The sequence below is a fragment of the Diaphorobacter sp. MNS-0 genome, from assembly GCF_019602835.1.
GTDB classification, from domain to species: Bacteria; Pseudomonadota; Gammaproteobacteria; order Burkholderiales; family Burkholderiaceae_C; genus Diaphorobacter; species Diaphorobacter nitroreducens.
In genome coordinates this window covers 1063979-1089459 of the sequence record NZ_CP080761.1, presented here as the reverse complement: position 1 = coordinate 1089459, position 25481 = coordinate 1063979, and the positions used below count along the sequence as shown (strand labels likewise).

23 protein-coding genes are annotated in these 25481 nt (G+C 67.7%); 9 read left to right on the top strand and 14 right to left on the bottom strand.

Annotation, left to right across the window (positions count from 1 at the left end; all coding sequences use genetic code 11):
- Nucleotides 1–11: 11 nt before the first annotated feature.
- Genes K2L43_RS05250 through K2L43_RS05235 form a run of 4 tightly spaced genes read right to left on the bottom strand, consistent with a single transcriptional unit; the run spans nucleotide 12 to nucleotide 5228 of the window.
- Nucleotides 12–980 carry an alpha-E domain-containing protein gene (locus K2L43_RS05250; protein ID WP_011804459.1) on the bottom strand — a complete coding sequence of 323 codons (969 nt, stop codon included), beginning with the start codon at nucleotides 978–980 and terminating at the stop codon, nucleotides 12–14.
- On the bottom strand, nucleotides 974–1129 hold the full coding sequence (locus tag K2L43_RS05245; protein WP_083766728.1) for an alpha-E domain-containing protein: 156 nt from the start codon (nucleotides 1127–1129) through the stop codon (nucleotides 974–976). The genes K2L43_RS05250 and K2L43_RS05245 overlap by 7 nt, the downstream gene beginning before the upstream one ends.
- Nucleotide 1130: 1 nt before the next feature.
- Entirely contained in the window at nucleotides 1131–2594 is a 1464-nt protein-coding gene (locus K2L43_RS05240) for a circularly permuted type 2 ATP-grasp protein (RefSeq protein WP_220638637.1), read from the bottom strand.
- A 48-nt stretch (nucleotides 2595–2642) separates the two neighbouring features.
- Nucleotides 2643–5228 (bottom strand): DNA internalization-related competence protein ComEC/Rec2, encoded by a 2586-nt coding sequence (locus tag K2L43_RS05235; protein WP_255580535.1) that lies wholly within the window; start codon nucleotides 5226–5228, stop codon nucleotides 2643–2645.
- A gap of 142 nt (nucleotides 5229–5370) precedes the next feature.
- Between K2L43_RS05235 and K2L43_RS05230 the strand changes: the two genes are divergently transcribed.
- Nucleotides 5371–5829 carry a RidA family protein gene (locus K2L43_RS05230; RefSeq protein WP_011804457.1) on the top strand — a complete coding sequence of 153 codons (459 nt, stop codon included), beginning with the start codon at nucleotides 5371–5373 and terminating at the stop codon, nucleotides 5827–5829.
- A 401-nt stretch (nucleotides 5830–6230) separates the two neighbouring features.
- Here K2L43_RS05230 and K2L43_RS05225 read toward each other — a convergent pair whose 3' ends face one another.
- The 4 genes from K2L43_RS05225 to K2L43_RS05210 all read right to left on the bottom strand — a co-directional run bounded on the left by K2L43_RS05225 (nucleotide 6231) and on the right by K2L43_RS05210 (nucleotide 13449).
- Complete coding sequence (locus K2L43_RS05225) at nucleotides 6231–8006, bottom strand: methyl-accepting chemotaxis protein (RefSeq protein ID WP_220638636.1); 1776 nt, start codon at nucleotides 8004–8006, stop codon at nucleotides 6231–6233.
- 192 nt (nucleotides 8007–8198) lie between these two features.
- A complete protein-coding gene (gene parC / locus K2L43_RS05220; RefSeq protein ID WP_220638635.1) occupies nucleotides 8199–10553 on the bottom strand; it encodes a DNA topoisomerase IV subunit A in 2355 nt (784 codons plus the stop codon).
- The gene (locus K2L43_RS05215) at nucleotides 10550–11428 is read right to left on the bottom strand and encodes a lytic transglycosylase domain-containing protein (RefSeq protein ID WP_220638973.1); all 879 of its coding nucleotides are present in this window, start codon (nucleotides 11426–11428) and stop codon (nucleotides 10550–10552) included. Before K2L43_RS05215 ends, parC begins: the two co-directional genes overlap by 4 nt.
- A gap of 38 nt (nucleotides 11429–11466) precedes the next feature.
- A complete protein-coding gene (locus tag K2L43_RS05210; RefSeq protein WP_011804453.1) occupies nucleotides 11467–13449 on the bottom strand; it encodes a DNA topoisomerase IV subunit B in 1983 nt (660 codons plus the stop codon).
- A gap of 115 nt (nucleotides 13450–13564) precedes the next feature.
- Between K2L43_RS05210 and K2L43_RS05205 the strand changes: the two genes are divergently transcribed.
- The 6 genes from K2L43_RS05205 to K2L43_RS05185 all read left to right on the top strand — a co-directional run bounded on the left by K2L43_RS05205 (nucleotide 13565) and on the right by K2L43_RS05185 (nucleotide 18419).
- Nucleotides 13565–14782 carry an MFS transporter gene (locus tag K2L43_RS05205; RefSeq protein ID WP_011804452.1) on the top strand — a complete coding sequence of 406 codons (1218 nt, stop codon included), beginning with the start codon at nucleotides 13565–13567 and terminating at the stop codon, nucleotides 14780–14782.
- 2 nt (nucleotides 14783–14784) lie between these two features.
- A complete protein-coding gene (locus K2L43_RS19000) occupies nucleotides 14785–14913 on the top strand; it encodes a hypothetical protein (protein ID WP_011804451.1) in 129 nt (42 codons plus the stop codon).
- A gap of 2 nt (nucleotides 14914–14915) precedes the next feature.
- Nucleotides 14916–15500 (top strand): bifunctional 2-polyprenyl-6-hydroxyphenol methylase/3-demethylubiquinol 3-O-methyltransferase UbiG, encoded by a 585-nt coding sequence (locus tag K2L43_RS05200; protein WP_220638634.1) that lies wholly within the window; start codon nucleotides 14916–14918, stop codon nucleotides 15498–15500.
- A 34-nt stretch (nucleotides 15501–15534) separates the two neighbouring features.
- Entirely contained in the window at nucleotides 15535–16431 is an 897-nt protein-coding gene (gene dapA, locus K2L43_RS05195; protein WP_011804449.1) for a 4-hydroxy-tetrahydrodipicolinate synthase, read from the top strand.
- Nucleotides 16432–16514: 83 nt separating this feature from the next.
- The gene (gene bamC / locus K2L43_RS05190) at nucleotides 16515–17603 is read left to right on the top strand and encodes an outer membrane protein assembly factor BamC (protein WP_015912654.1); all 1089 of its coding nucleotides are present in this window, start codon (nucleotides 16515–16517) and stop codon (nucleotides 17601–17603) included.
- 33 nt (nucleotides 17604–17636) lie between these two features.
- Nucleotides 17637–18419: an MBL fold metallo-hydrolase gene (locus tag K2L43_RS05185; protein ID WP_088887461.1), complete on the top strand. Its 783-nt coding sequence runs from the start codon at nucleotides 17637–17639 to the stop codon at nucleotides 18417–18419.
- An 88-nt stretch (nucleotides 18420–18507) separates the two neighbouring features.
- On the opposite strand, the gene K2L43_RS05180 is transcribed toward K2L43_RS05185, so the two are convergent.
- The 3 genes from K2L43_RS05180 to K2L43_RS05170 form a co-directional block, all read right to left on the bottom strand.
- Entirely contained in the window at nucleotides 18508–18774 is a 267-nt protein-coding gene (locus K2L43_RS05180; RefSeq protein WP_041835919.1) for a hypothetical protein, read from the bottom strand.
- 194 nt (nucleotides 18775–18968) lie between these two features.
- Nucleotides 18969–19481: a hypothetical protein gene (locus K2L43_RS05175; RefSeq protein ID WP_015912652.1), complete on the bottom strand. Its 513-nt coding sequence runs from the start codon at nucleotides 19479–19481 to the stop codon at nucleotides 18969–18971.
- 23 nt (nucleotides 19482–19504) lie between these two features.
- Nucleotides 19505–20626: a cupin domain-containing protein gene (locus K2L43_RS05170; RefSeq protein WP_103737320.1), complete on the bottom strand. Its 1122-nt coding sequence runs from the start codon at nucleotides 20624–20626 to the stop codon at nucleotides 19505–19507.
- A gap of 53 nt (nucleotides 20627–20679) precedes the next feature.
- On the opposite strand from K2L43_RS05170, the gene K2L43_RS05165 reads away from it, so the two are divergent.
- A complete protein-coding gene (locus K2L43_RS05165) occupies nucleotides 20680–21204 on the top strand; it encodes a peptidylprolyl isomerase (RefSeq protein ID WP_220638633.1) in 525 nt (174 codons plus the stop codon).
- A gap of 94 nt (nucleotides 21205–21298) precedes the next feature.
- On the opposite strand, the gene K2L43_RS05160 is transcribed toward K2L43_RS05165, so the two are convergent.
- From K2L43_RS05160 to coaBC, 3 genes are all read right to left on the bottom strand, one after another.
- The gene (locus K2L43_RS05160; protein ID WP_015912649.1) at nucleotides 21299–21796 is read right to left on the bottom strand and encodes a glycine zipper 2TM domain-containing protein; all 498 of its coding nucleotides are present in this window, start codon (nucleotides 21794–21796) and stop codon (nucleotides 21299–21301) included.
- A 165-nt stretch (nucleotides 21797–21961) separates the two neighbouring features.
- Entirely contained in the window at nucleotides 21962–22408 is a 447-nt protein-coding gene (gene dut / locus K2L43_RS05155) for a dUTP diphosphatase (protein WP_015912648.1), read from the bottom strand.
- 97 nt (nucleotides 22409–22505) lie between these two features.
- Entirely contained in the window at nucleotides 22506–23726 is a 1221-nt protein-coding gene (gene coaBC, locus K2L43_RS05150; protein WP_103737321.1) for a bifunctional phosphopantothenoylcysteine decarboxylase/phosphopantothenate--cysteine ligase CoaBC, read from the bottom strand.
- Between the two features lie 91 nt (nucleotides 23727–23817).
- Between coaBC and K2L43_RS05145 the strand changes: the two genes are divergently transcribed.
- Nucleotides 23818–25476, top strand: coding sequence for a CTP synthase (locus K2L43_RS05145; protein ID WP_220638632.1), 1659 nt, complete (start codon nucleotides 23818–23820; stop codon nucleotides 25474–25476).
- Nucleotides 25477–25481 lie beyond the last annotated feature (5 nt).

Genomic DNA, 25481 nt, shown 5'->3' with positions numbered 1-25481 from the left:
GGAAGTGCCGGTCAGTCCGCCGCGGGCGCGAGAAAGTCCCTGCTGATGCAGCCGCCGAGTTCGTTCACGCGGTCCAGGAACTGCGTAAGGTAGGCATGCAGGCCGGTGGCCAGGATCTCGTCGATGCGGCCGTAACGCAGATCGGACAGCAGGCGCCCGGCCCGCCGCTCGGTCTCCCCCGAATGCTCATGCGCGACGGCGGCCAGGTTGTCCACCACCTCGTGCATGCTGGCATGCAGCGAACGCGGCATGTCCCGCCGCAGCATGAGCAGGTCGGCCACGCGCTCGGGCGTGATCACGTCGCGGTACACCTTGCGGTAGACCTCAAACGCCGAAACGCTGCGCAGGATGGCGCTCCAGTGGTAGAAGTCGGCCTCGGGCGTGGAACGGCGGGCATCGCCCGCCAACCCATGAAAATCGCTCTGCACCGCATGGAACTTCACGTCCAGCAGCCGCGCCGTGTTGTCGGCGCGCTCCAGGAAGGTGCCCAGGCGCAGGAAGTGAAACGCCTCGTCCTGCAGCATGGTGCCCAGCGTGACCCCGCGCGACAGGTGCGAGCGGTACTTGACCCATTCGAAGAACTGCCCAGGGTCGCGCTCGAAGGCCCCCTCGCGCAGCTGGCGTGACAGCTCCAGCCAGGTCTGGTTCAGCGTCTCCCAAACCTCCGTGGTGAGGGCACCGCGCACAGCACGCGCGTTCTCGCGCGCCGCGCGCAGGCACGCGGCGATGGACGAAGGGTTGCCCTCGTCGCACACCATGAACCGCAACACACCCGTGGCCGTGATCGCACCCTGCCGCGCGGTGTAGGCGGGAATCAGCTCACTGATTGACAGCAGCCCGCGCCAGCCCTCCTGCGCCTGGGCATCGGACTGCGGCAGCAGGGAGGTCTCGTAGCTGACGTTGAGCATGCGGGCGGTGTTTTCTGCCCGCTCGGTGTAGCGGGACATCCAGAACAGGTGATCGGCAGTGCGGCTCAGCATGTGGCCTCCTCGGCTTGGGCGGGCAGCAAACCCCGCACGCGCTGCGCGCGCCCGCTGTGTTGTGGCGCAAGCCCGCCTGCGGCGGGCCTGTCTGCCCGCTCGGTGTAGCGGGACATCCAGAACAGATGGTCGGCAGTGCGGCTCAGCATCTCATTGACCTCCATCCTCATCTCCCAGCACCCAGGTGTCCTTGGTGCCGCCACCCTGCGACGAGTTGACGACGAGCGAGCCCTCCTTGAGCGCCACGCGCGTGAGCCCGCCGGCCACCATCTGCACTTTCTGTCCACTGAGCACGAAGGGCCGCAGATCGATGTGGCGCGGCGCGATGCCCGCATCCACGTAGGTGGGACAGGTCGAGAGCGAGAGCGTGGGCTGGGCGATGTAGCCCGCGGGATTGGCGAGGAGCGCGGCGCGGAAGGCCTCGATCTGGGCGCGCGTGGCCGCGGGTCCGATGAGCATGCCGTAGCCGCCCGCGCCGTGCACTTCCTTGACCACCAGCTCCGGCAGATGCCCCAGCACGTACTGCAGGTCTTCAGGGCGGCGGCACATCCAGGTGGGCACGTTGGCCAGGATGGGCTGCTCGCCCAGGTAAAAGCGGATCATCTCGGGCACGTACGGGTACACCGACTTGTCGTCCGCAATGCCCGTACCCACGGCGTTGCAGATGGCCACGTTGCCCGCGCGGTAGGCCTGCATGAGCCCCGCGCAGCCCAGTGTGGAGGTGGGCCGGAACACCTGTGGGTCGAGGAAGTCGTCGTCCACGCGCCGGTAGATGACATGCACGCGCTGCAGGCCGCGCGTGGTGCGCATGTAGACGACGTTGTCCTTGACGACCAGGTCCTGGCCCTCGACCAGCTCCACGCCCATCTGCTGCGCGAGGAAGGCGTGCTCGAAATAGGCGCTGTTGTGCATGCCGGGCGTGAGCACCACCACGGTGGGGTCGGCGCTGCTCCAGGCCGGCGCGCTGGCACGCAGCGTGTCCAGCAGCAGGTCGGGATAGTGCGCCACGGGGGCCACCTTGTGCAGCGCAAACAGCTCGGGAAACAGCCGCATCATCATCTTGCGGTTTTCCAGCATGTATGACACGCCGGACGGCACGCGCAGGTTGTCCTCCAGCACGTAGTGGATGCCCTCGCCATCCGCGCCCGGCGCGCGCACGAGGTCGATGCCCGCGATGTGCGCGTACACGTCCTGCGGGACGTCCAGGCCCACCATCTCGGGACGGAACTGCGCATTGGCCAGGATCAGGTCGGCAGGCACGATGCCTGCGCGCAGGATGTCCTGGCCGTGGTAGATGTCGTGGATGAAGCGGTTGAGCGCCGTGACGCGCTGCACCAGGCCGCGCCGCATGCGGCGCCATTCCTGCGCGGGGATGATGCGCGGAATCAGGTCGAAGGGGATCAGCCGCTCGGTCCCGGCGCCCTCCTCGTCCTTGTCGCCATACACGGCGAAGGTGATGCCCACGCGGCGGAAGATCACCTCGGCCTGCGCGCGGCGGGCCTGCATGGCATCGGCCGGCTGCTGCGCCAGCCACTGGCCGTAATGCCGGTAGTGCGCCCGCACGTCGCTGCCCCCGAAGGGCAGCACGGTGTACATCTCGTCGAACTGCTGCATGCGGCGTGCCTCCTGCACCCAGGATAGCAAGTTGCAGGCCCGGCAACGCTACGGCTGCGGCAAAAGTGACGCCTCGGACACGCGGTGGTGCCAGTAGCGCCGCGTGGCCTCTCGTTCACAGTGCACGGCCAGCGGCGCATCGGATACCCAACGCGCCGCACCGCAGGGCGGCGACTGCACGAGCAAGACGCCGCGCTGCCGGTAGCGCGCCACCACGTCGGGCGCGGGGTGGCCGAAGCGGTTGCGGTAGCCGGCCTGCACCAGCGCGGTGCGCGGCTGCACGGCATCCAGGAATGGCGCGCTGGACGAGCTCTTGCTGCCATGGTGCGGCACCAGCAGCAGGTCTGCCGCCAGCGCTGCACCGCCATCTACCAGCGCCTGTTCCTGCGCGCGCTCGATGTCGCCCACCAGCAGGGCCACCGCACCGCCGGTCTTGTCACTGGTCCCCGCGGCTGCGATGCGCAGCACACAGCTCGTGGCATTGGACGTCGGCGCACGGGCGCCCGGCCCATCGCCCGCATCGCGCGGCGGGTGCAGCACTTCGAAAAGCACGCCGTCCCAGTTCCAGTGCTGGCCTGCCAGGCAAGGCTCGGCGGGCCGCAGGGCCTGCAGTGCATGGTCGGCCTCAATCGACCCCAGCAGGCGTGCCTGCGGCTGTTGCGCCAGCACTGCCGCGGCGCCGCCGGTGTGGTCGGTATCGCGGTGGCTCAATACCAGCAGGTCCAGCCGTTCGCCCAGCGCGCGCAGCAGGGGCACCAGCACGCGCTCGCCCGCGTCGCTGTCCTGGTGGTAGCGCGGGCCGGCGTCGTACAGCAGCGCATGGCGCGCCGTGCGCACCAGCACGGCCTGGCCCTGGCCCACGTCGGCGGCCAGCAGCTCGAACTGCCCCGGCTGCGGGCGCGCGGGCTGCCACCACAGCGCCGGCAGCAGCAGCGCAAGGCCCAGGGCACGTACGCCCCACGGCAGGCGCAGCGCCAGCAATACGCCGCCGGTCACGGCTGCCGCGCCGGCCCACAGCGGGGCCATGGGCAAAGCGACCTGCGCCCAGGGCCAGGCTGCCAGCCACTGCAGCAACACCGACAACGCCTGCACGCACCACGCCGCCGCCTGCCACAGCGGCGCCCACAGCACCCCCAGCAGCGCCAGCGGCGTGACCACCAGCGTGGTCCACGGAATCGCCACCAGATTGGCCAGCAGCCCCACCAGCGCAACCTGCCCGAACAGCAATAGCGTGAGGGGCGTGAGCGCCAGCGTCACCACCCACTGTTCACGCAGCAATGCATAAAAACGGCCTGCAACGCCCACGGGATAATCGCTAGAAGCTCCCAAATCAGTAGCAAACAGCACAGCCACGGCCACAAAGCTCAGCCAGAAGCCCGGCTGCAGCAGCGCCCACGGATCGACCGCCAGCACCACCGCGCAGGCCAGCAGCCACACCTGCGGCCAGGGCCAGCGCCGCCCCGACAGGCGCAGCAGCGCCACCGTGGCCAACATGCACACCGTGCGCTGCGCGGGCACGCCCCATCCGCTGAAGAGCGCATAGGCAGCGGCCAGCAGCACACCGCCCACCAACGCCGCCGTGGGCGCGGGCACGGCCAGGCACAGGCGTTGCGAGCGGCGCCAGGCCCGGTCCAGCAGTGCGGCCGCAAGCCAGGCAAACAGCGTGATGTGCAGCCCCGAGATGCTCATGAGGTGGGCCACGCCCGTGGCGCGGAACACATCCCAGTCCGCCCGCTCGATGGCGCGCTGGTCGCCCGTGACCAGCGCCGCCACCACCCCGGCCGCACGCTGGCGGGCTGCATCCTGCGCAGGGTCCACCAGCGTGCGCACGATGGCGTCGCGCACCCGCTGGCGCAGTTGCTCCACGGGGTGGCGCCAGGTGGCGCCCAGCCGCTCAGGCGGGCCGTGCAGCGCATCCAGCCGCGCGCTGGTACGCACGTAGCCCGTGGCCTGCACCCCTTGCTCCCACAGCCACAGCTCGTAATCGAAGCCGTGCGGATTGCGCCCGCCGTGCGGCGCCTTCAGGCGCACGGTCAGGCGCCAGCGTTCACCGGCGCGCACAGCGGGCGGAGGACTGTCCGCGCCTGCCTCATCACCCAGCCCGCCGGCATACCAGGTCAGGTCGATGAGCGGCGGCACGCGCACGGGCGCACCGTCCAGTTGCGCCGCCTCCACTTCCAGCCGCAGGCGCAACCCGGTCTCGCGCGGCTGCGGCATGGCGGCAACCACGCCCGTTACGCGCAGATCACGCCCCTCCAGCGCCGGCGCCAGAGACTGCTCCAGGAAGACCGCAGCGCGCATACCGCACAGCCCGTACATCAGCACCGCGGCCAGAATCGCCACGCCGCTGCCGTGCCAGCGGCGCGTGCCGCGCACACCAGCCCACCAGGCGAGCGCCCCGGCCGCCAGCAACGCACCAACCATCAACCCCGCATAGGACGGCCAGGGCCACAGCGCAGGCTGCTGCAGTTGCAGCGCCACGCCCAGCACCCCCGCAGCCAGCGCAACGGGCAGATGCCAGGCCCGCACCACAGGCACGCGAGCGACCGGCACGCGAGCGGACGCCGTCGCCACCCGCGCGGCGGTACTCCCTCCCTGCTGGTGCTGTGGCCCTTCGGGCGCCCACTGGTCCATGGCCGCATGCTATGCGAACGCACGCGATGGGCGCTCCGCCGGCGTGGCGATGTGCAACACTCGCCCGGTCCCACGCCGCATCGGCGGCCGTGGGCGCGTTTCCCGGGCCGTGCCGCGCCCGCCCTCGTTTTCAAGGATTGCCATGAGCGTTTACGACAAGCTGAAGGAACTCAACATCACCCTGCCCCCCGTGGCCGTGCCCGCCGCCGCCTACGTGCCCTATGTGCAGACCGGCAACCTGGTGTTCCTGAGCGGCCACATCGCCCGCAAGGACGGCAAGCCCTGGGCCGCGCAGTTCGGCCGCGACATCACCACCGAGGAAGGCAAGGCCGCCGCGCGCGCCGTGGCCGTCGACCTGCTGGGCACGCTGCATGCGGCCACCGGCGGCGACCTGAACCGCGTGCAGCGCATCGTGAAGGTGATGAGCCTGGTGAACTCCACGGGCGACTACACCGAGCAGCACCTGGTGACCAACGGCGCCAGCGAACTGCTGGGCGAAGTGTTCGGCGACAAGGGCAAGCACGCGCGCAGCGCCTTTGGGGTGGCACAGATCCCCCTGGGTGCCTGCGTGGAGATCGAGTTGATCGCCGAGCTGGCCTAGGGCCTGTTCACACTATTTTTGCCAGATGCGTTGCGATCAAAAAGGGCCAGGCGCAAGGCGCCAAACGAAGCTGGGGTGCTACCCCAGCGAGGCTTGGCAACGCCGCGAATGGCCCTTTTTGATCGCAACCCGGAGGGAACGGAGTGAAAACCGCGCCATTCGTCGTTGCCCTCCTAGCCAAGGCCCCGGCCTTGGCGTCGTCACGCGCCTAGATTGGCGCGGTTTTCACGCCATTCGCACTGGCAAAAATAGTGTGAACAGGCCCTAAGCCGCGCACCGCGTTCTTTCCCAGCCTCCCGCGTGCGCTCGTCGCGGCATGCGGGAGGTGAAGGAGCCAGCCCCGCGCGCCCGCGTGGCAAGCAAGGCGCCCCGTCAGCGCAAGGTGTGCGACCGCACGCGGATCAGAAGGACTCCCAATCGTCCTCACCACCTTGGGCCAGTGCCGCAGGCCGTGTGGCGGCGGCAGGTGCAGCAGCCGCACGCAGGGGGGCCGCCACGCGCTGCGCCGGCGCCCGTGCCGGCACTGCCGCCGCGCGGGGCGCGGCGGGGGCCTTGCCCACCGGTGCCACCGGCATGGAACGTGCCTGTGGAGCGGCCGGCACGGGGCGTGCGGCTGGCGGCACAGCAGCTACCGCGCCATCGATGCGGAATGCTGCCACCACGCGCGTGAGGTGATCGGCCTGCTCGCGCAGGCTTTGCGCCGCGGCGGCGCTCTCCTCCACCAGCGCCGCGTTCTGTTGCGTCATCTGGTCCAGTTGACCCACGGCCTGGTTCACCTGCGAGATGCCCGCGCTTTGCTCGGTGGCGGCGGCGGTGATCTCGCCCATCATGTCGGCCACGCGCTGCACCGACTGCACCACCTCTTGCATGGTGGAGCCCGCGCTGTGCACCAAGCGCGAGCCGCTTTCCACGCGGCCCACCGAGTCGCTGATCAGGTCCTTGATCTCCTTGGCGGCCGATGCCGAGCGCTGCGCCAGGTTGCGCACTTCGCCCGCCACCACGGCAAAGCCCCGGCCTTGCTCACCGGCGCGCGCGGCCTCCACGGCCGCATTCAGCGCCAGGATGTTGGTCTGGAAGGCGATCCCGTCGATGACGCCGATGATGTCGGCGATCTTGCGGCTGCTGTGCTGGATGTCGTCCATGGTGGACACCACCTCCCCCACCACGCTGCCGCCGCGGCGCGCCACGTCGCTCGCGCCGCCGGCCAGCTGGCTGGCCTGGCCCGCCGTCGCCGCGCTGTGCTGGACGGTGCTGGTGAACTCCTCCATGGCCGCGGCGGTTTGCTGCAGGTTGCTGGAGGTGGATTCGGTGCGCGCGGACAGGTCCTGGTTGCCGGTGGCGATCTGCGCGCTGGCCACGGCAATGCTGTCGGTGGTGTGGCGCACCTCCTGCACCATGCGCGCCAGCGAGTCGCGCATGCCCGCCAGCGAACGCAGCAGCTCGCCAAATTCATCGCCACGCTGCACATCCACCGCCTGCTCGCGCAGGTCGCCGTCCGCCACGCGCGCCGCGAGCGCGTTGGCCTCGGCCAGCGGGCGCTGGATGCTGCGGATCAGGAAATACGCCCCCAGCACAATGGCCGCGAGCATCATGGCTGCGGCCACGGCCGCCAGCTTCACCGTGAGCATGCGCGTGGCGGCCATCTCTGCCTGGCGCGCCTGGGCGGTCTGCTCCTGCATGCGCACGAATTCCTGCAGCGTGCCCAGGTAGGCGGTCACTGCGGGCACGTAGGACTGCTGCGCCAGGCGCACCGCCTCATCATGGCTGCCGGCGTCCTTGAGCTGGCGGGCCTGGTTGCGCAGATCGATCATGGCCTTGCGCGCCGTGGCGATGCGCCCCATCTGCTCGCGGTCGGCGGGCGTGAGGGCCATGGCTTCCAGCCCCTTTTGCAGTTCGCTGATGCGCGCCGAGGTGGCGGCAATGTCGCCCTTGAACGCCTGCTCCACCACGGCGTCGGTGCTGAGCACCAGCGCCAGCGTGCGGGCCGCATTGGTCTCGGTCAGGCCGGCCCAGCGTGTGGCCGTCTGCACGCGCTGCGTCATCTCGCGGCTCAAGGCGTCGGATTCGGCCTGCGCCCTGGCAGAGCGCACACCAGCCACGCCCACGACGGTCAGTTGGGCCAGCACGATGCAGCCCACGGCGAGCCAGAGTTTGTGGGAAATGCGCAGCGATCTCATGGGGTGGGCTCCTGGAATTCGTTATGGCGGGGTTGCGAGAATGCTACCAAACGCAACAAAGAAGCCCCGCCGCCCACGCGACATACTATCGCTATCAAAAAAATAGCTGCTCGCGCTTTCTACACCGTAACTTCAACGGCTTTTATCCGTAAAAGCTTGTACTAGCAAGCGCGACCAGCTATTGTTTTTGAATCACTCCACGCGCAGCACGTCGGACGGCTTGAAGCCCAGGTCGGCCGCCTTGCCCTTGCGCCCGCGCACGGCGCGCGCGTTGTTGAGCGAGCGGATCTCCAGCTGCTCCTCGCGCGGCTTGCCGCCACGGCCCACGCCCACGAAGCGCACGCTGCGCGTGTAGGCCGCCGCGCCGGCCAGCTGGTCCTTGGGCTCCAAGTCGATGAGCATCAGCCCGCGGCCGCCCTTTTCCATGAGCTTGAGTTCGGCGATCTCAAACGTGAGCACTCGCCCACCCACGGATGCGCAGCACACATGGGTGGCGGGCGCCAGCGGCTGGCTGCCGCTGGTGAACGCCGCATGCGAGGGGCGGCACAGGCGTTCGCCCTCACCCAGGTTCACAAAGGCCTTGCCGCCACGGTTGCGTGCGGTCATGTGCTCCACGGTGGACAGGAAACCATAGCCGCCCGAGCCCGCAAGCAGCAGCGCTGCGTTGGCCGGTCCGGCGAAGTAGTGCACCGGCTGCGTGCCGGCCTCCAGCTCGATCAGCGTGGTGATGGGCTGGCCGTCGCCACGCCCGCCCGGCAGGCTGGACACGGCCACCGAGTACACCCGCCCGTTGCTGCCGAAGACGATGAGCGTGTCCACCGTGCGGCACTCAAAGGTGCCGTACAGGCCGTCGCCCGACTTGAAGGCGAAGCTGCCCGCCTCGTGCCCGTGGCCCTGGCGCGCACGCACCCAGCCCTTTTCGGACACCACCACGGTGACGGGTTCGTCCAGCACCTTGACCTCGGCCACGGCCTTCTTTTCGGCCTGGATCAGCGTGCGGCGCGCATCGCCGAACAGCTTGGCATCTGCCTCGATCTCCTTGACCATCAGGCGGCGCAGCGAGGCGGGGTTGGCGAGGATGTCCTCCAGCTTCCCCTGCTCGTCGCGCAACTCTTTCAGCTCCTGCTCGATCTTGATGGCTTCCAGCCGCGCCAGTTGGCGCAGGCGGATTTCCAGAATGTCCTCGGCCTGGCGGTCCGACAGGTGAAAGCGCGCGATCAGCGCCGCCTTCGGCTCGTCGGCCTGGCGGATGATGGCGATCACCTCGTCGATGTTCAGCAGCACCAGCTGCCGCCCCTCCAGGATGTGGATGCGGTCCAACACCTTGTCCAGCCGGTGCTGGCTGCGCCGCGTGATGGTGGTCTGGCGGAAGTCGATCCACTCCTGCAGCATCTCGCGCAGCGACTTCTGCACGGGCCTGCCGTCCAGCCCCACCATGGTCAGGTTGATGGGCGCGGAAGTCTCCAGGCTGGTGTGCGCCAGCAGCGCGGTGATGAGATCCTGCTGCGGCACCTTGCCGGTCTTGGGTTCGATGACCAGGCGCACCGGCGCGTCCTTGCTGGACTCGTCGCGCACGCCGTCCAGCAGCGCCAGCAAGGCAGCCTTGAGCTGCGTCTGCTCCTGCGTGAGCGCCTTCTTGCCGGTCTTGACCTTGGGGTTGGTGAGTTCCTCGATCTCCTCCAGCACCTTCTGCGCGGAGACACCCGGCGGCAGCTCGGTCACCACCATCTGCCACTGGCCGCGCGCCAGGTCCTCGATCTTCCAGCGCGCGCGCACCTTGAGGCTGCCGCGGCCCGTGCGGTAGGCGTCCTGGATGTCAGCATCAGTGCTGATGATCTGGCCGCCGCCCGGGTAGTCAGGGCCGGGGACCAGCGCGAACAGTTCCTCGTCGCTCAACTGCGGCTTCTTGACCAGGGCCACGCAGGCGTCGGCCACCTCGCGCAGGTTGTGGCTGGGGATCTCGGTGGCCAGGCCCACGGCGATGCCGCTGGCGCCATTGAGCAGCGCGAATGGCAACCGCGCGGGCAGCTGGCGCGGCTCCTGCGTGCTGCCGTCGTAGTTGGGCACGAAATCCACCGTGCCCATGTCGATCTCGTCCAGCAGCAGGCCGGCGATGCGGGTCAGGCGCGCCTCGGTGTAGCGCATGGCCGCCGCGCCGTCGCCATCGCGGCTGCCGAAGTTGCCCTGGCCGTCGATCAGCGGGTAACGCTGGTTGAAGTCCTGCGCCAGGCGCACCAGTGCGTCGTAGGCCGACTGGTCGCCGTGCGGGTGAAAGCGGCCCAGCACGTCGCCCACCACGCGGGCGCTTTTGACAGGCTTGGCCGCCACGTTGCGGTTTGGCCCGCTGTAGCCCAGACCCATGCGGTCCATGGCGTAGAGGATGCGCCGCTGCACGGGCTTGAGACCGTCGCACACGTCGGGCAGCGCGCGGCCCTTGACGACCGAGAGGGCGTATTCCAAATAGGCGCGCTGGGCATAGCCGGCCAGTTCCAGGCTGTCGCCGTGGTCGGCGGGCGCGGAGAAGTCGAGAGTGGGTTGGTCGCTCATTCAGTGAAGACAGACTCGGTCGATGACTGCCGGGCCAGGCGCGTGGGCGCAGGCGTGGACATGCGCTGCGTGTCGCCGCGCTCACCGGCATCGGATAGGGAATGGGGCGTGGCGGGCAGTTCCATGCGCACGCGCCCGGGGTTCGCGCGCTGATTGCGCGTCGGTAGCGGCGGCTTGAGCAGCGCATACAGGCCCATCACGCTCTGCACGTAGTTGCGCGTCTCGCGGTAGGCGGGCACGCGGTTGCCGGCGCGCTGCACGGCGCCCTCGCCCGCGTTGTAGGCCGCCAGCGCCAAGTCCAGGCGGCCCTCGAAGAGATCCATGAGGTAGCGCAGGTAGCGCGTGCCCGCGGCCACGTTGGTGGCGGGGTCCACCAGCTTCTGCTCCACCGAGCGCCTGGCGTCGCCGCTCACGCCGAAGCGGCTGGCGGTGGCGGGCATGAGCTGCATCAGCCCCACGGCGCCGCGCGGCGAGACCGCACGGGTGTTGAAACCCGACTCGGTGGCGATCACCGCCTGCAGCAGCGCGTAGTCCACGCCATGGCGCGCCGACGCCGAGCGCAGGTGCTGGCGCACGAGCTTGTAGTCGTGCGACACCTCGAAGAAGGCCAGCAGCCGCACCCCCGAGGGACTGGCCGGCCCGGTGGAGACATCGGCCGCACCCTGACGTCCGGTGTTGGAGCCGTCGCGCTCGGAGTCGAAGTCGTTGCCGCGGAAGAACAGCGCGTAACGCTCGTCCAGCTGCTGCGCGGCGAAGTGCGTCACGCCGCGCTCGTCCACGAAGGCCCACAGGTCCGCATGCGCGGTTTGCTGCAAAAACAGGAGCGCGCAGCACATGCCAGCCGTGCGCAAAAGCCCCAAAAGGCTGTTACGCATACGGTATCCCAGGCGCGCAGTCATGGCGAGTGCCTTCGTCAGATGTCCACATCCACCAGGTCGCCGTGCAGTTCCATGAGCTCGCGGCGCGCGGCGGCCTCGCCCTTGCCCATGAGCTTGGTGATCAGGCCCTCGGTGGCGGAGAAGTCGAACGTGCCCAACTGCACCGGCAGCAGGCGGCGCGTGTCGGGGTTGAGCGTGGTCTCCCACAGCTGCTCGGCGTTCATTTCGCCCAGGCCCTTGAAGCGGCTGATCTGGCATTTCTCGCGCGGCACGCCGTCCTTGGCGCACTTGTCGAGGATGCTTTCCAGCTCGGATTCATCCAGCGCATACACCTTGGCCGCGGGCTTCTTGCCGCGCGCCGGCACGTCCACGCGGAACAGCGGTGGCCGGGCGACAAAGATATGGCCGGCCTCGATGAGCTTGGGGAAGTGGCGGAAGAACAGCGTGAGCAGCAGCACCTGGATGTGCGAGCCGTCCACGTCCGCGTCGGAGAGGATGCAGATCTTGCCGTAGCGCAGGCCGGACAGGTCAGGGGTGTCGCTCGGGCCGTGCGGGTCCACGCCGATGGCTACCGAGATGTCATGCACCTCGGTGTTGGCAAACAGGCGGTCGCGGTCGACCTCCCAGGTGTTGAGCACCTTGCCGCGCAGCGGCAGGATGGCCTGGCTTTCCTTGTCGCGGCCCATCTTGGCGCTGCCGCCGGCCGAGTCGCCCTCGACCAGGAAGACCTCGTTGTAGGCCAGGTCACGGCTTTCGCAGTCGGTGAGCTTGCCGGGCAGCACGGCCACGCCCGAGCCCTTGCGCTTTTCGACCTTCTGGCCGGCCTTTTGCCGTGTCTGCGCGGCCTTGATGGCCAGTTCGGCCAGCTTCTTGCCGTATTCCACGTGCTGGTTCAGCCACAGCTCCAGCGCCGGGCGCACGAAGCTGGACACCAGCCGCACAGCGTCGCGCGAGTTCAGCCGCTCCTTGATCTGCCCCTGGAACTGCGGGTCCAGCACCTTGGCCGCCAGCACATAGCTGGCGCGCGCAAACACGTCCTCGGGCAGTAGCTTCACGCCCTTGGGCAGGAGCGAGTGCAGCTCGATGAAGCTCTTGACCGCGTTGAACAGGCCGTCACGCAGGCCGCTTTCATGGGTGCCGCCGGCGCTGGTGGGGATCAGGTTCACGTAGCTCTCGCGCACCGGCTGGCCTTCCTCGGTGAAGGCCACACACCATGCGGCGCCCTCGCCCTCGGCAAAGCTCTCGTTGTGGCGGTCGGCGAAGCCCTCGCCCTCGAACAGCGGGATCACCGGGTCAGCGCTCAGCGTCTGCGCCAGGTAGTCGCGCAGGCCGCCCTTGTACTGCCAGGTCTGGGTGTCGCGCGTCTTTTCATTGACCAGCTGCACCGTAACGCCGGGCATGAGCACCGCCTTGCTGCGCAGCAGGTGCGTCAGCTCGCCCATCGGAAGGTTGCTGGACTCAAAGTACTTGGCGTCGGGCCAGACGCGCACGGTGGTGCCCTGCTTGCGCTCGCCCGCCTGCAGCGGGCGCACCGCCAGCGGCTCGGTCACGTCGCCGCCCGCAAACACCAGGCGCGCCACCTGGCCCTCGCGGTGGGTGGCCACCTCCAGCCGGGTGGCCAGGGCGTTGGTGACGCTTACGCCCACACCATGCAGGCCGCCCGAGAAGCTGTAGGCCCCGCCCTTGCCCTTGTCGAACTTGCCGCCCGCGTGCAGGCGGGTGAACACCAGCTCCACCACCGGTGCGTTCTCCTCGGGATGCAGGCCGAACGGAATGCCCCGGCCGTCGTCCTCCACGCTCACCGAGCCGTCGGTGTGCAAGGTCACCTTGATCTTCTTGCCAAAGCCCGCCAGTGCCTCGTCGGCCGCGTTGTCCAGCACCTCCTGGATGATGTGCAGGGGGTTGTCGGTGCGGGTGTACATGCCCGGCCGCTGCTTGACGGGCTCCAGTCCCTTGAGGACGCGGATCGAGCCTTCGGAGTAGTCGCTGGCGGAGGTGGATGCGGGTTTGACTGCCATGGCGGCGGATTGTAGTGCTGGATATAAAACCAGGATGGTGACGCTTTCTTGCCCCGCCAGCGTGCTGCACAGGGGGCGCCAAGCAGGCGAAACGGGTTTTCGCTACATTCGCCGGATGCACGACGCAACCCGAAAACTGTCCATGGCCCAGGTGCTGATCTGCGGCGCCGCCATCGTCACTCTGTCCATGGGCATCCGGCACGGCTTCGGCCTGTGGCTGCAGCCCATCACCCAGGACATGGGCTGGACACGCCAGACCTTTGCCCTGGCCATGGCCATTCAGAACCTGTCCTGGGGTCTGTTCGGCATCTTTGGCGGCATGCTGGCCGACCGCCTGGGCGCCTTCCGCGTGCTGATCGGCGGCGCAGCGCTCTACGCCATGGGCCTGGCCGGCATGGCGCTGTCTCCCACGCCGCTGCTGTTTTCGCTGACCACGGGCGTGCTGATCGGCGCTGCACAGGCGGGCACCACCTACGCCATCATCTACGGGGTGCTGGGCCGGCAGATCCCGGCCGACAAGCGCTCCTGGGCCATGGGCGTGGCCGCTGCGGCGGGCTCGTTCGGCCAGTTCCTCATGGTGCCGCTGGAGGGGCAACTGATCCTGCGCCTGGGCTGGCAAGAGGCCCTGCTGGTGCTCTCGGCCATGGTGATCCTGATCGTTCCGCTGGCCTTCGGCCTGCGCGAGCCGGGCTTTCATGGCAGCGCCCCCGTCAAACGTACCCAGTCCGTGGGCGAGGCCTTTGCCGAGGCGCTGCGCTACCGCAGCTTCCTGCTGCTCACCGCCGGCTACTTCGTGTGCGGCTTCCAGGTGGTGTTCATCGGTGTGCACATGCCCAGCTATCTGCGCGACCAGGGCCTCACGCCCCAGGTGGCCAGCTATGCGCTGGCGCTGATCGGGCTGTTCAACGTGTTCGGCACCTATATCGCGGGCTCGCTGGGCCAACGGATCCCGAAGCGCCACATCCTGGCGTTCATCTATTTCGCCCGTGCCGTGGCCATCACCATCTTCCTGCTGGTGCCGCTGTCGCCGCTGTCGGTCTACGTGTTCTCGGCCGTGATCGGCGCACTGTGGCTGTCCACGGTGCCCCCCACCAATGCCACCGTTGCGCAGATCTTCGGGGTGCAGCACCTGTCCATGCTCAGCGGCTTCGTGTTCTTCAGCCACCAGATCGGCAGCTTCCTGGGCGTGTGGCTGGGCGGCTATCTGTATGACCGCACGGGCAGCTACGACATCGTGTGGTACCTGGCGATTGTGTTGGGCATCCTCGCCGGCTTGGTGAACCTGCCCGTACGCGAGGGCGCCATCGTGCGCGCCACCCCTCAGGCGGCCTGACCATGCGCACCCTGTACAAGCGGTCGATCGTCGCAGCTGCGCTGCTCGCGGTGCTGCTGGGGGTGTTCGCGCTGTACCTGCAGCCCGACTTCATGCTGACGCTGGCGGACCAGATCTGGGCCTGCTTCTGACGATGGCCCCGCACGGCACCGCCCATGCGCCGCTGCCCGCGGCCTCGGAATGGATACAGCGCTGGTCCCACCTGGTGCCTGCGGGCGGCAGTGTGCTGGACGTGGCTTGCGGTCACGGCCGTCACATGCGCTGGTTCCATGAAAGAAAACACCCGGTAACGGGCATAGATAAAGCCCTAGAAGCTATCGAAAGCATAGCACCATGGGGCGCAACGATCGTTGCGGATATCGAGGCTGGCCCCTGGCCCCTGCCCGGGCAGCGCTTTGCCGGCGTGGTGGTCACCAATTACCTGTGGCGTCCTTTGCTGCCCACCATCGTGGACAGCGTGGCGCCCGGTGGCGTGCTGCTCTATGAGACCTTCGCCGTGGGCAACGAAACTGTCGGCCGGCCCGCGCGGGCCGAATTCCTGCTGAGGCCGGGCGAACTGCTGCAGGCCTGCCGGGACCTGCGCATCGTGGCTTACGAGGAAGGCTTTCTCGATGGGCCCGCGCGCTTCGTGCAGCGCATCGCCGCCGTGCGGCCTGCGCCGTCCATGGACGAGCCGCTGCGCGCGCCGCTGCGCGCGCCGCTGCAGGGCCCCGTCTAGTTAGAATGTCTTTTTACCGTTTTTGAACGCGGACATGACTTCTCCCAGCGCCCCCCTGACCGGCAGCATCGTCGCCCTCGTCACGCCCATGCATGACGACGGCAGTGTGGACTACCCCGCGCTGCGCAAACTCATCGACTGGCACATCGCAGAAGGCACCGACTGCATCGGCGTGGTGGGCACGACCGGCGAATCGCCCACGGTGAACGTGGAGGAGCACTGCGAAATCATTCGCGTGTCCGTGGAACAAGCCGCCAAGCGCGTACCCATCATGGCGGGCTGCGGCGCCAATTCCACGGCCGAGGCCATCGAGCTGGCCAGGTTCGCCAAGAAGGTCGGCGCCGACAGCCAGTTGCAGGTCGTGCCCTATTACAACAAGCCCACACAGGAAGGCCAGTACCGCCACTTCAAGGCGATCGCCGAGGCCGTGGGCGACCTGCCGATGGTGCTGTACAACGTGCCCGGCCGGTCGGTGGCGGACATGCAGCACGAAACGGTGTTGCGCCTCACGCAGGTGCCCGGCATCGTGGGCATCAAGGAAGCCACAGGCAACATCGAACGCGCGCAATGGCTCATCCGCGACGTGCCCAAGGGCTTTGCCGTGTATTCCGGCGATGACCCCACGGCCGTGGCGCTCATGCTGTGCGGCGGCCAGGGCAACATCAGCGTGACGGCCAACGTGGCGCCTCGCCTGATGCACGAGCTGTGCGTGGCCGCGCTGGCCGGTGACACCCGCCGCGCCATGGAGATCCAGTTCCGCCTGATGCCCGTGCACAAGCAACTGTTCGTCGAGGCCAACCCCATCCCCGTGAAGTGGGCTGTGCAGCGCATGGGCCTGTGCGGCGGCGCTCTGCGCCTGCCCATGACGCCCCTGAGCCAGGGCAACGAAGCCGTGGTCGAGGCCGCCCTGCGCGCCGCGGGGCTGCTCTAAGCTCTAATTTCACCCAGCCTGTTGCCAGCTTGCAGCGTATTTGGAACGCTCCCGGCCGAATCTGGATCAATGAGGATTTTCGCGTGAACGCTACCACCCGTTTGGGCCTGCTGGGCCTTGCCGTGACCCTGTCTGCTTGCTCCGTGCTGGAGAACGACAAGATCGATTACAAAAGCGCCACCAAGGGGGCAACGCTGGAGGTGCCTCCGGACCTGACGCAGCTCTCGCGCGACACACGCTACACGGTGCCTGGCGGCGTCGTGTCTGCTGCCGCTTTCGAAGCCGGCCAGGCGCAACAGCCCCGCGGCGCGGCGAGCGCAGCCCCGAAGTCCATTGGAGACGTACGCATCGAGCGCGACGGCAACCAACGATGGCTGGTGGTGGACCGCCCTGCCGACCAACTGTGGGACCCGGTGCGTGACTTCTGGATCGAAAACGGCTTCGTGTACGTGCTGGAACAACCCAAGCTCGGCCTGCTGGAGACCGACTGGGCCGAAAACCGCGCCAAGCTGCCGCAGGACATCATCCGCTCCACGATTGGCAAGGTCTTCGATTCGCTGTATTCCACGGGCGAACGCGACAAGTTCCGGACCCGCCTGGAGCGCAACGCCAGCGGCGGCACGGAGATCTACATCAGCCACCGCGGCATGGTGGAGGTCTACACCAACACCCAGAAGGACAACACCGTCTGGCAGCCCCGCCCGGCCGATCCGGAACTGGAAACCGAATTCCTGCGCCGGCTGATGGTCAAGCTGGGCGTGAGCGAGGAGCAATCCAAGGCCGCCGCCGCAGCGCCCGTACCCTCCGCCCCGTCCGCGCGCATGGCCACGGTGGACAACGTGCCGGTGGTGCAGCTTGATGAAGGCTTCGACCGCGCGTGGCGCCGCGTGGGCGTGTCGCTGGACCGCACCGGCTTCACCGTGGAGGACCGAGACCGCAGCCAGGGCGTGTACTTCGTACGCTACGTCGCCCCGACCGAGAAGAAGGAGCAAGGCTTCTTCAGCAAGCTGTTCAGCCGCTCGCCCGACGCGGTGCCGCCGCTGAAGTACCGCATCGTGGTGCGCAGCGAGGGCAACCGAAGCACCGTGTCTGTGCTCAACGCCGCAGGCGCGCCCGAGACCTCCGCCAATGCACAGCGCATCGTGCGCGTGCTCGCGGATGATCTGAAGTAAAAGGGGCGGCGCCGCGCCGCTTGCGCCTACACGATGCTGCGCTTTCGCAATCTGGCCAGCGGCAGCACCGGCAACGCCACGCTGGTTGAAGGGCGTAGCGGCGCGCATACCCGGCGCCTGCTCGTGGATTGCGGGCTGGGCATCCGGCAACTGCAATGGCGCCTGGAGGCTGCCGGTACGGCCCCGGCGCAGTTGGATGCCGTCTTCATCACGCATGAGCATTCCGATCATGTGGGCTGCGTGCTGAAGCTCGCCCTGCGCGAACGCATCCCCGTTTGGATGAGCGAGGGCACCTACGGCGCCCTAGGGTCACCCGACCTTGACGGCCTGTTGCATGTGGCGTGCGATGGCGTACCCGTCGATATGGGCAGCTTTTGCGCACATCCTTTCAGCGTGCCGCATGACGCACGTGAACCATTGCACTTGCGCTGCAGCGATGGCGCGACGCACATCGGCCTACTGACCGACCTGGGCCATGCGGCAGAAACGGTGGTGGAACGGCTGCAGGGTTGTCACGCGCTGCTGCTCGAAGCCAACCACGACGCCGACCTTCTGGCGTCGGGCGACTATCCCGTGTTCCTGAAACGGCGCATCGCAGGTCCGCGTGGGCACCTTCCCAACCATGTCAGCGCGGACATCCTGCACGCCGTACATCACCCGAATCTGCGACACGTGGTGGCTGCACACCTGAGCGCACACAACAACCGACCGGATCTCGCGCAATCCGCTCTGGCGCAAGCTGTGGGGTGGCATGCAAGTGACATCGTAGTGGCCGATCCGCGCGAGGGCACTCCCTGGATCGAGGCCAGCTACTGAGCCATTGCCTAAAAAAGAAAACCCCGACCTTGCGGTACGGGGTTTGCAGCAAGCCCGGCCCCTGGAGGGGCCCGGCATCAGAGTGTTCTTACTTGGCTTCGGAAGCGGCAGCGCCGGTAGCGGCGGCAGCAGCAGCATCAGCAGCCGCCTTGGCGGCATCGGAAGCTGCGTCGGTAGCGGCAGCAGCAGGTGCCTCGACAGACGCTGCGGGCGCGGGAGCAGGTGCGGGCTCAACAGCCGGTGCGGGAGCAGGAGCTTCCACAGGAGCGGGAGCAGGTGCGGGCTCTTCCTTCTTGCCGCAAGCGGCGAGAGCGGCAGCAGCGATCAAAGCAGCCAGAACGACGGAGTTCTTCATTTGGTGTCCTATCAAGCGGAACGATTGTTATCAAACAGCCCAATGCCGCCATCCACGCGGCTAGTCAGGCAGTGGCGCTACGCTTTGCGAAGCAAACGCCGGGGGGCAAAACCAGTTCGGAATTATAGAAAGATTTCGTCAATAGTAGATAACACGAATAACTGGCTACCCTTGTTACAAAGAGGGTGAATCCGTCACAGGCCAAGTACGGATGCAGGGAATCCAGGAGTGCTCTTGCGGTCTACCCACTCCTGCAGCGATTCGCGCAGGATGATGCGGCGCTCCGGCTCGGCGCCGGCGACGCCGTTGCACCGCACCGGGTCGTGCCGCTGCAGCGCCCACAGCGGCGACCACAGTGCACTGGGCACATCCTGCGGATCTGCGACGGACGCCTTGCGGCAGACAATGATGTGGTCCCAGCGCACGCGCCACTGCACAAAGCGCGCGTGCCGCCGCACGATTTCATCGAACCCCGCCGCCACCAGCACGAAGCGCCGCCCCGCCCGCGCCCAGTCCTGCAGGGAATCGGCCACGGAGCGCTCCCCCAACGGCCAATCGTGGAAGCTGGCGTCCGACAGGATGAGCTCGGGCCAACCTTCGCGCGCAGCGCATGCCAGGGCATCGCGCACCAGTTGCTGAAATGCCACCCGCCCTTCAAACCGGCCAGCGGGCAGCGATGACTGTGCGTGCGAGATGGCGTCTTCCATGGTTTGTCTCCGGCGGCGACACGTCAGGCCTGCGCGCCCGCATGGGCCCAGCCTGCCTCGCACCAGGCGGACAGCAGCTCCAATGCTTCATCGCTCGCCCGCGCGAGGTCCCGCGAGTCCAGGAGACGCTCGTCGGCCAAGCGACGCATCAGTACCGCATCGCGACCGGCCGCGCGATAGCTTTCGCCGTTGATGAACACATGCCTGTCGTCATACATCATGCGCGTGCGCCGGTCCAGCACCACGCTCTCCAGCATGCCCGCCGGAGACGGCTCGAACCACACGTTGGGCTTGGGTTCGGTCAGAGCCTCGCCCAGCGCGCACTCCAGCGCCTGAGGCTGCTGCAACGCGCGCTGCACCACCTTGCGTGCGAAGTCTTGCAACGCGGCCGGGATGGCTCCCGGGTTCGCAACAGCGGACTGCTGTGCGTCACGGTAGATGGCCCCCTCCTCGTCGGCCGCCGCCTCCGCCATGCGCTGCAGCACCTCATGCGCCAACTGGGCACCATTGGGCGAGCGAAAGCCGATGGAATAGGTCATGCATTCCCCCTCGGCAATGCCATCGTGGGCCCAGCCCGGGGGCAGGTAGAGCATGTCGCCGGGCTCGAGCACATGCTCTTCTTCGGGCTCGAAAGCCGCGAGGATCTTCAGCGGCAAGCCGGGGCGCAGCGTCTTGTCCTTTTGCCGGCCAATGCGCCAGCGCCGCCGCCCATGGGCCTGCAGCAGGAAGACGTCGTAGTTGTCGAAATGCGGCCCCACGCCTCCGCCGTCGGTGGCGTAGCTGATCATCAGGTCATCAAGCCGCGCCTCGGGCACGAAACGGAACTGCTGTAGCAGCGCGTGCACGGCATCGTTGTGCAGATCCACGCCTTGCACCAGCGCGGTCCAGCGCGGCGTGGCCAGGGACGGCAGGGAGCGGCGTGCCAACGGCCCGTGGCGCAGCACCCATTGGCCGGCCTTGTCCTGGATGAAGCGCGACTCCACACCGTCCTGCCCCGCCAACTCCAGCAGTTCGGCGCGGCTCAGCAGCGGCTTGAAGCCGGGGATGGCCTGGCGCACCAGCAGCGGCTTCTTGTGCCAGTGGCGGCGCATGAACTGCGCCGGGCTCAGGCCCCCGAGCAGGGCCAGCGGTTGTTGAACGTCCATGGAATCAAAATGGCCGCGCGCGCGGCAGGGCAGTGAACTGCGACAATTCTCCTATGGAAATTACCGAACAATGTGTGGTCGCCTTGACCTGGGTCCTGAAAGACACGCTGGGCGAGGAACTGGATGTGCTCGACGATCCCGTGGAATTCCTCGTGGGAGGCGACGACCTGCTGGGCCGCATCGACCAGGCCCTGCAGGGCCATGGCGCCGGCGCCGAACTCTCGCTGCACCTGGAGCCCGAGGAAGCTTTTGGGGACTACCAGGACAAGCTGCTCTTCCTGGAGCCCCGCCAACTGTTTCCCGCGGATATCGAAGAAGGCATGACGTTCGAGGGAACGGCTTTGCCCCAAGGCGTCAACCCCGATGCACCGCGCGACGCGCTGTACACCGTGGCGCAGATCTACCCTGAGCACGTGGTGCTGGACGGCAACCATCCGCTGGCAGGCATCGCACTGCGGCTGCAGCTCAAGGTGCACGCGGTGCGCGAAGCCACGGAGGAGGAAATCGGCCGTGGCACAGCGGGCACGGGGTTTTTCCGCATTCAGCCGCAGGCGCCGGGCAGCGACCTGATCCACTAAACCACGCACTTTTCGACACACAGCCCCAAAAAAACGGGCTCCCCTCGGGAGCCCGTTGTGTGTGCGCGGCGCCGCCATCGGCGCGTCAATCGTTTTACATGCGCGATATCTGTCCGCCATACAGCCGCACGCGGTCGCCGGTGCGCAAATCGCCTGGCGACGGCACTTCGTACACCCGCTGGCCGCCCCGGTCCAGGTTCACCGTGATGCGATAGGCCTCGTAATCACCGGTGTTATTGCGGCCTTCGATGGCATTGCCCGCCACCGCTCCACCCACTGCCCCGATGGCGGTAGCCGCCGTGCGGCCGGAGCCCGAGCCAATTTGATTGCCCAGCACGCCGCCCACGACGGCACCCAGGATCGCGCCAGCGCCGGAGGTGCGGTTGCGCGCCTGCAGTCCCTCGATGTAGGCCACGGTGCCGTATTCGGTACCTTGCTGATTGGGGTAGGTGGTGTATCCCGGCGCCGGTTGGCTGGTGTAGCCGGGCGTCGGATGGTAGTCAGAATAGCGCGGCTGTTCGGCGCAGGCGACCAGTGCGCCAGCCACCAGCGCGGAGCCGGCCAAGGCGATGAAGCGGGAATGAGGACGCATGGAAATCTCCTTGGTTCAACAATGCAAGCATGGCTACATGAAAGCGGCCACCCATTGGGAGATTGAAGCACCACAGCATCCTGCACACTGCCGGCCATGCCCGGCGGGCCTCGTAGTGAAGTGCGCACCCGCCATGTAGGCAGGTGCCGACAGCGGCGCTGGCGCTCAGTGCTTGCCCGTGGAGCCGTAGCCGCCCTCACCGCGCTCGCTGGCCGGAAACTCCTGCACCACGTTGAACTGGGCTTGCACCACCGGCACGATGACCAACTGCGCCAGGCGCTCCATGGGTTGCAGGGTGAAGGCCTGGGGGCTGCGGTTCCACGCGCTGACCATGAGTTGCCCCTGGTAGTCGCTGTCGATCAGGCCCACCAGGTTGCCCAGCACGATGCCGTGCTTGTGGCCCAGCCCCGAGCGCGGCAGGATCAGCGCGGCATAGCCCGGGTCCTGAAGGTAGATGGCGATGCCCGTGGGCACCAATTGCCAGGCGTTGGGCTCCAGCGTGAGCGGCGCGTCCAGGCACGCGCGCAGGTCCAGCCCCGCGCTGCCGGGCGTGGCATACGTTGGCAATTGATCCGCCATGCGGGGGTCGAGAATCTTGACGTCGATTTTCATGGGAGCAGAGGTTCAAAGGAATGGTCGGGCGGCGTCACGCCGGCAGCACCGCGAGCCGAGCCCGCGATCATCGCCCAACCGGTGCACCCCTACCCGCTCAAACGGCGGCAAGGCGCCGCGCGATCTCCGCCACGAGCTGATGGCCCAGCGCCTCCTTGGAAGCACGGGGCAGTTCACGATGGCCCTGCGCGTCCACCAGCAGCAGCGCATTGTCGTCCTGCCCGAACGTGGCCGGGCCGATATTGCCCACCAGCAACGGCACGTCCTTGCGCTCGCGCTTGGCGCTGGCATGCTCCAGCAGGTTCTCGCTCTCGGCGGCAAACCCCACACAGTACAGACGGCCAGCGCGCGCGCGCTCGGTGCGCGCCACCGTGGCCAGGATGTCGGGGTTCTCCACAAACTCCAGCGCCGGCACGTCGCCCGTGCCGTCCTTCTTGATCTTGTGCAGCGCAGCAGTGGCGGGACGCCAGTCCGCCACCGCGGCCGTAGCTATGAAAATAGTAGCTTCTCGCGCTTGCTCCTCAACGATTGCAAGCATGTTTTGTGCTGAACGCACGTCGATGCGCCGCACGCCCCGCGGGGTGGGCAGATGCACCGGCCCGGCGACCAATGTGACCTGTGCGCCAGCGGCACGCGCCGCGCGGGCAATCGCAAAGCCCATCTTGCCGCTGGACAGGTTGGTGATGCCGCGCACCGGGTCAATGGCCTCGAAGGTGGGGCCAGCGGTAATCAGCACGTGCTGGCCCGTAAGCAACTGGGGGGTGAAGAAGGCCTCCAGTTCCTCCAGAATCTCCGCGGCCTCCAGCATGCGGCCGTCGCCCGTCTCGCCACAGGCCTGGTCACCAAAGCCCACGCCCAGCACCGTCGCGCCGTCGCGCGCCACCTGGGCCAGGTTGCGCTGAGTGGCCGGGTGGCCCCACATCTCGCGGTTCATGGCGGGGGCCAGCAGCAACGGCACCCGATCCCGGGGCCGTGCCAGACACAGCAGGCTCAATAACTCGTCGGCCCGCCCCTGCACCAGCCGCGCGATGAAGTCCGCGCTGCACGGCGCAATGAGGATCGCGTCCGCCTCGCGGCTCAGGTTGATATGGGGCATGTTGTTCGCCTCGCGCGCGTCCCACTGCGAGGTGTAGACGCTGCGTCCCGACAGCGCCTGCATGGTCACGGGCGTGATGAACTGCGCAGCCGCCTCGGTCATCACAACCTGCACCGTGGCGCCGGCCTTCACCAGCAACCGGCACAGTTCCGCCGATTTGTAGCAGGCCACGCCGCCGCTCAAGCCCAGGACAATGTGTTTGCCAGCCAACTGTTCGTTCATGGGGGCGCAATTTAGCAGAGGGCATGGCCCCTGCCACTGCATCCCTGCAGTGGGCTGATTACAATCCCAATTTCCCACCACCATCAAAGACATGACCAAATTCGTCTTCGTCACCGGCGGTGTGGTGTCTTCCCTGGGCAAGGGAATCGCCTCAGCCTCCCTTGCCGCGATCCTCGAATCGCGGGGTCTCAAAGTCACCCTCATCAAGCTCGACCCGTACATCAACGTGGACCCGGGCACCATGTCACCGTTCCAGCATGGTGAGGTCTTCGTGACCGACGACGGCGCCGAAACCGACCTGGACCTCGGCCACTACGAGCGCTTCATCGAAACGCGCATGAAGCAGGCCAACAATTTCACCACCGGCCGCATCTACCAAAGTGTGCTGGAGAAGGAGCGCCGCGGCGACTACCTCGGCAAGACCGTGCAGGTGATCCCGCACGTGACCAACGAAATCCAGGAGTTCATCAAGCGCGGCGCGGGCATAGACACGGACGACGCCGTGGACGTGGCCATCTGCGAGGTCGGTGGCACGGTGGGTGACATCGAGTCCCTGCCCTTCCTGGAGGCCGTGCGCCAGCTGTCGCTCAAGCTGGGGCCGAACAACTCGGCTTTCGTGCACCTGACCTACCTGCCCTGGATCGCCACGGCCGGCGAGCTCAAGACCAAGCCCACGCAGCACACGGTGCAGAAGCTGCGCGAGATCGGCATCCAGCCCGACGCCCTCCTGTGCCGCGCCCAGCAGGCCGTGCCCGACGAGGAGCGCGAGAAGATCTCCCTGTTCACCAACGTGCCCGAGTGGGGCGTGATCAGCATGTGGGACGTGGACACCATCTACAAGGTGCCGCGCATGCTGCACGAGCAGGGCCTGGACGGCCTGATCTGCGACAAGCTGCGCCTGAACACACCGCCCGCCAACCTCAAGCGCTGGGACGCGCTGGTGCACGAGACCGAGCACCCGCAGGGCGAGGTGAAGATCGCCATGGTGGGCAAGTACGTGGAGCTGTCGGACGCGTACAAGTCCGTCAACGAGGCGCTCAAGCACGCCGGCATGCAAAGCCATGTGCGCGTGAAGATCGACCACCTGGACTCGGAAGACATCACCGACGCGAACGCTCGCGAGCGGCTCGGTGCCTACGACGCCATCCTCGTGCCCGGGGGCTTCGGCAGCCGCGGCGTGGAGGGCAAGATCTCCACGGCGCGCTACGCGCGCGAGCACCAGGTGCCCTACCTGGGCATCTGCCTGGGGATGCAGGTGGCCACCATCGAATACGCGCGCCACGTGGCGGGCCTGCAGGGCGCCAATTCCACCGAGTTCGACCCCGCCACGCCGCATCCGGTCATCGCCCTGATCACCGAATGGAAGGACGAGGACGGCACCATCAAGACGCGCTCCGAGAATTCCGACCTGGGCGGCACCATGCGCCTGGGCGCGCAGAGCTCGGACGTGCAGCCCGGCACCCTGGCGCACAGCATTTACGGCGACGTGGTCACCGAGCGCCACCGCCACCGCTACGAGGCCAACGTGCAGTACCTGGACCGCTTGCGCAGCGCCGGGCTGGTGATCTCGGCGCTCACGCAGCGCGAGCACCTCACCGAGATCGTCGAGCTGCCCAAGAGCGTTCACCCCTGGTACATCGGCGTGCAGTTCCACCCCGAGTTCAAGTCCACGCCCTGGAGCGGCCACCCGCTGTTCAACGCCTTCATCAAGGCGGCCGTGGAACACCAGAAGCCAGCGGCGAAAGCCTGATTGGA

Coding starts and splice junctions, on each gene's coding strand:
- K2L43_RS05205 (WP_011804452.1), top strand. CDS start 13,565: ATGCACGACGCAACCCGAAAACTGTCCATGGCCCAGGTGCTGATCTGC.
- K2L43_RS05160 (WP_015912649.1), bottom strand. CDS start 21,796: ATGCGTCCTCATTCCCGCTTCATCGCCTTGGCCGGCTCCGCGCTGGTG.
- K2L43_RS05215 (WP_220638973.1), bottom strand. CDS start 11,428: ATGCGTAACAGCCTTTTGGGGCTTTTGCGCACGGCTGGCATGTGCTGC.
- K2L43_RS05145 (WP_220638632.1), top strand. CDS start 23,818: ATGACCAAATTCGTCTTCGTCACCGGCGGTGTGGTGTCTTCCCTGGGC.
- coaBC (WP_103737321.1), bottom strand. CDS start 23,726: ATGAACGAACAGTTGGCTGGCAAACACATTGTCCTGGGCTTGAGCGGC.
- parC (WP_220638635.1), bottom strand. CDS start 10,553: ATGAGCGACCAACCCACTCTCGACTTCTCCGCGCCCGCCGACCACGGC.
- K2L43_RS05240 (WP_220638637.1), bottom strand. CDS start 2,594: ATGCAGCAGTTCGACGAGATGTACACCGTGCTGCCCTTCGGGGGCAGC.
- K2L43_RS05175 (WP_015912652.1), bottom strand. CDS start 19,481: ATGGAAGACGCCATCTCGCACGCACAGTCATCGCTGCCCGCTGGCCGG.
- K2L43_RS05170 (WP_103737320.1), bottom strand. CDS start 20,626: ATGGACGTTCAACAACCGCTGGCCCTGCTCGGGGGCCTGAGCCCGGCG.
- K2L43_RS05245 (WP_083766728.1), bottom strand. CDS start 1,129: ATGCTGAGCCGCACTGCCGACCATCTGTTCTGGATGTCCCGCTACACC.
- K2L43_RS05185 (WP_088887461.1), top strand. CDS start 17,637: ATGCTGCGCTTTCGCAATCTGGCCAGCGGCAGCACCGGCAACGCCACG.
- K2L43_RS05235 (WP_255580535.1), bottom strand. CDS start 5,228: ATGGACCAGTGGGCGCCCGAAGGGCCACAGCACCAGCAGGGAGGGAGT.
- K2L43_RS05210 (WP_011804453.1), bottom strand. CDS start 13,449: ATGGCAGTCAAACCCGCATCCACCTCCGCCAGCGACTACTCCGAAGGC.
- K2L43_RS05225 (WP_220638636.1), bottom strand. CDS start 8,006: ATGAGATCGCTGCGCATTTCCCACAAACTCTGGCTCGCCGTGGGCTGC.
- K2L43_RS05200 (WP_220638634.1), top strand. CDS start 14,916: ATGGCCCCGCACGGCACCGCCCATGCGCCGCTGCCCGCGGCCTCGGAA.
- K2L43_RS05250 (WP_011804459.1), bottom strand. CDS start 980: ATGCTGAGCCGCACTGCCGATCACCTGTTCTGGATGTCCCGCTACACC.
- K2L43_RS05165 (WP_220638633.1), top strand. CDS start 20,680: ATGGAAATTACCGAACAATGTGTGGTCGCCTTGACCTGGGTCCTGAAA.
- dut (WP_015912648.1), bottom strand. CDS start 22,408: ATGAAAATCGACGTCAAGATTCTCGACCCCCGCATGGCGGATCAATTG.
- K2L43_RS05180 (WP_041835919.1), bottom strand. CDS start 18,774: ATGAAGAACTCCGTCGTTCTGGCTGCTTTGATCGCTGCTGCCGCTCTC.
- K2L43_RS05230 (WP_011804457.1), top strand. CDS start 5,371: ATGAGCGTTTACGACAAGCTGAAGGAACTCAACATCACCCTGCCCCCC.
- K2L43_RS19000 (WP_011804451.1), top strand. CDS start 14,785: ATGCGCACCCTGTACAAGCGGTCGATCGTCGCAGCTGCGCTGCTCGCG.
- dapA (WP_011804449.1), top strand. CDS start 15,535: ATGACTTCTCCCAGCGCCCCCCTGACCGGCAGCATCGTCGCCCTCGTC.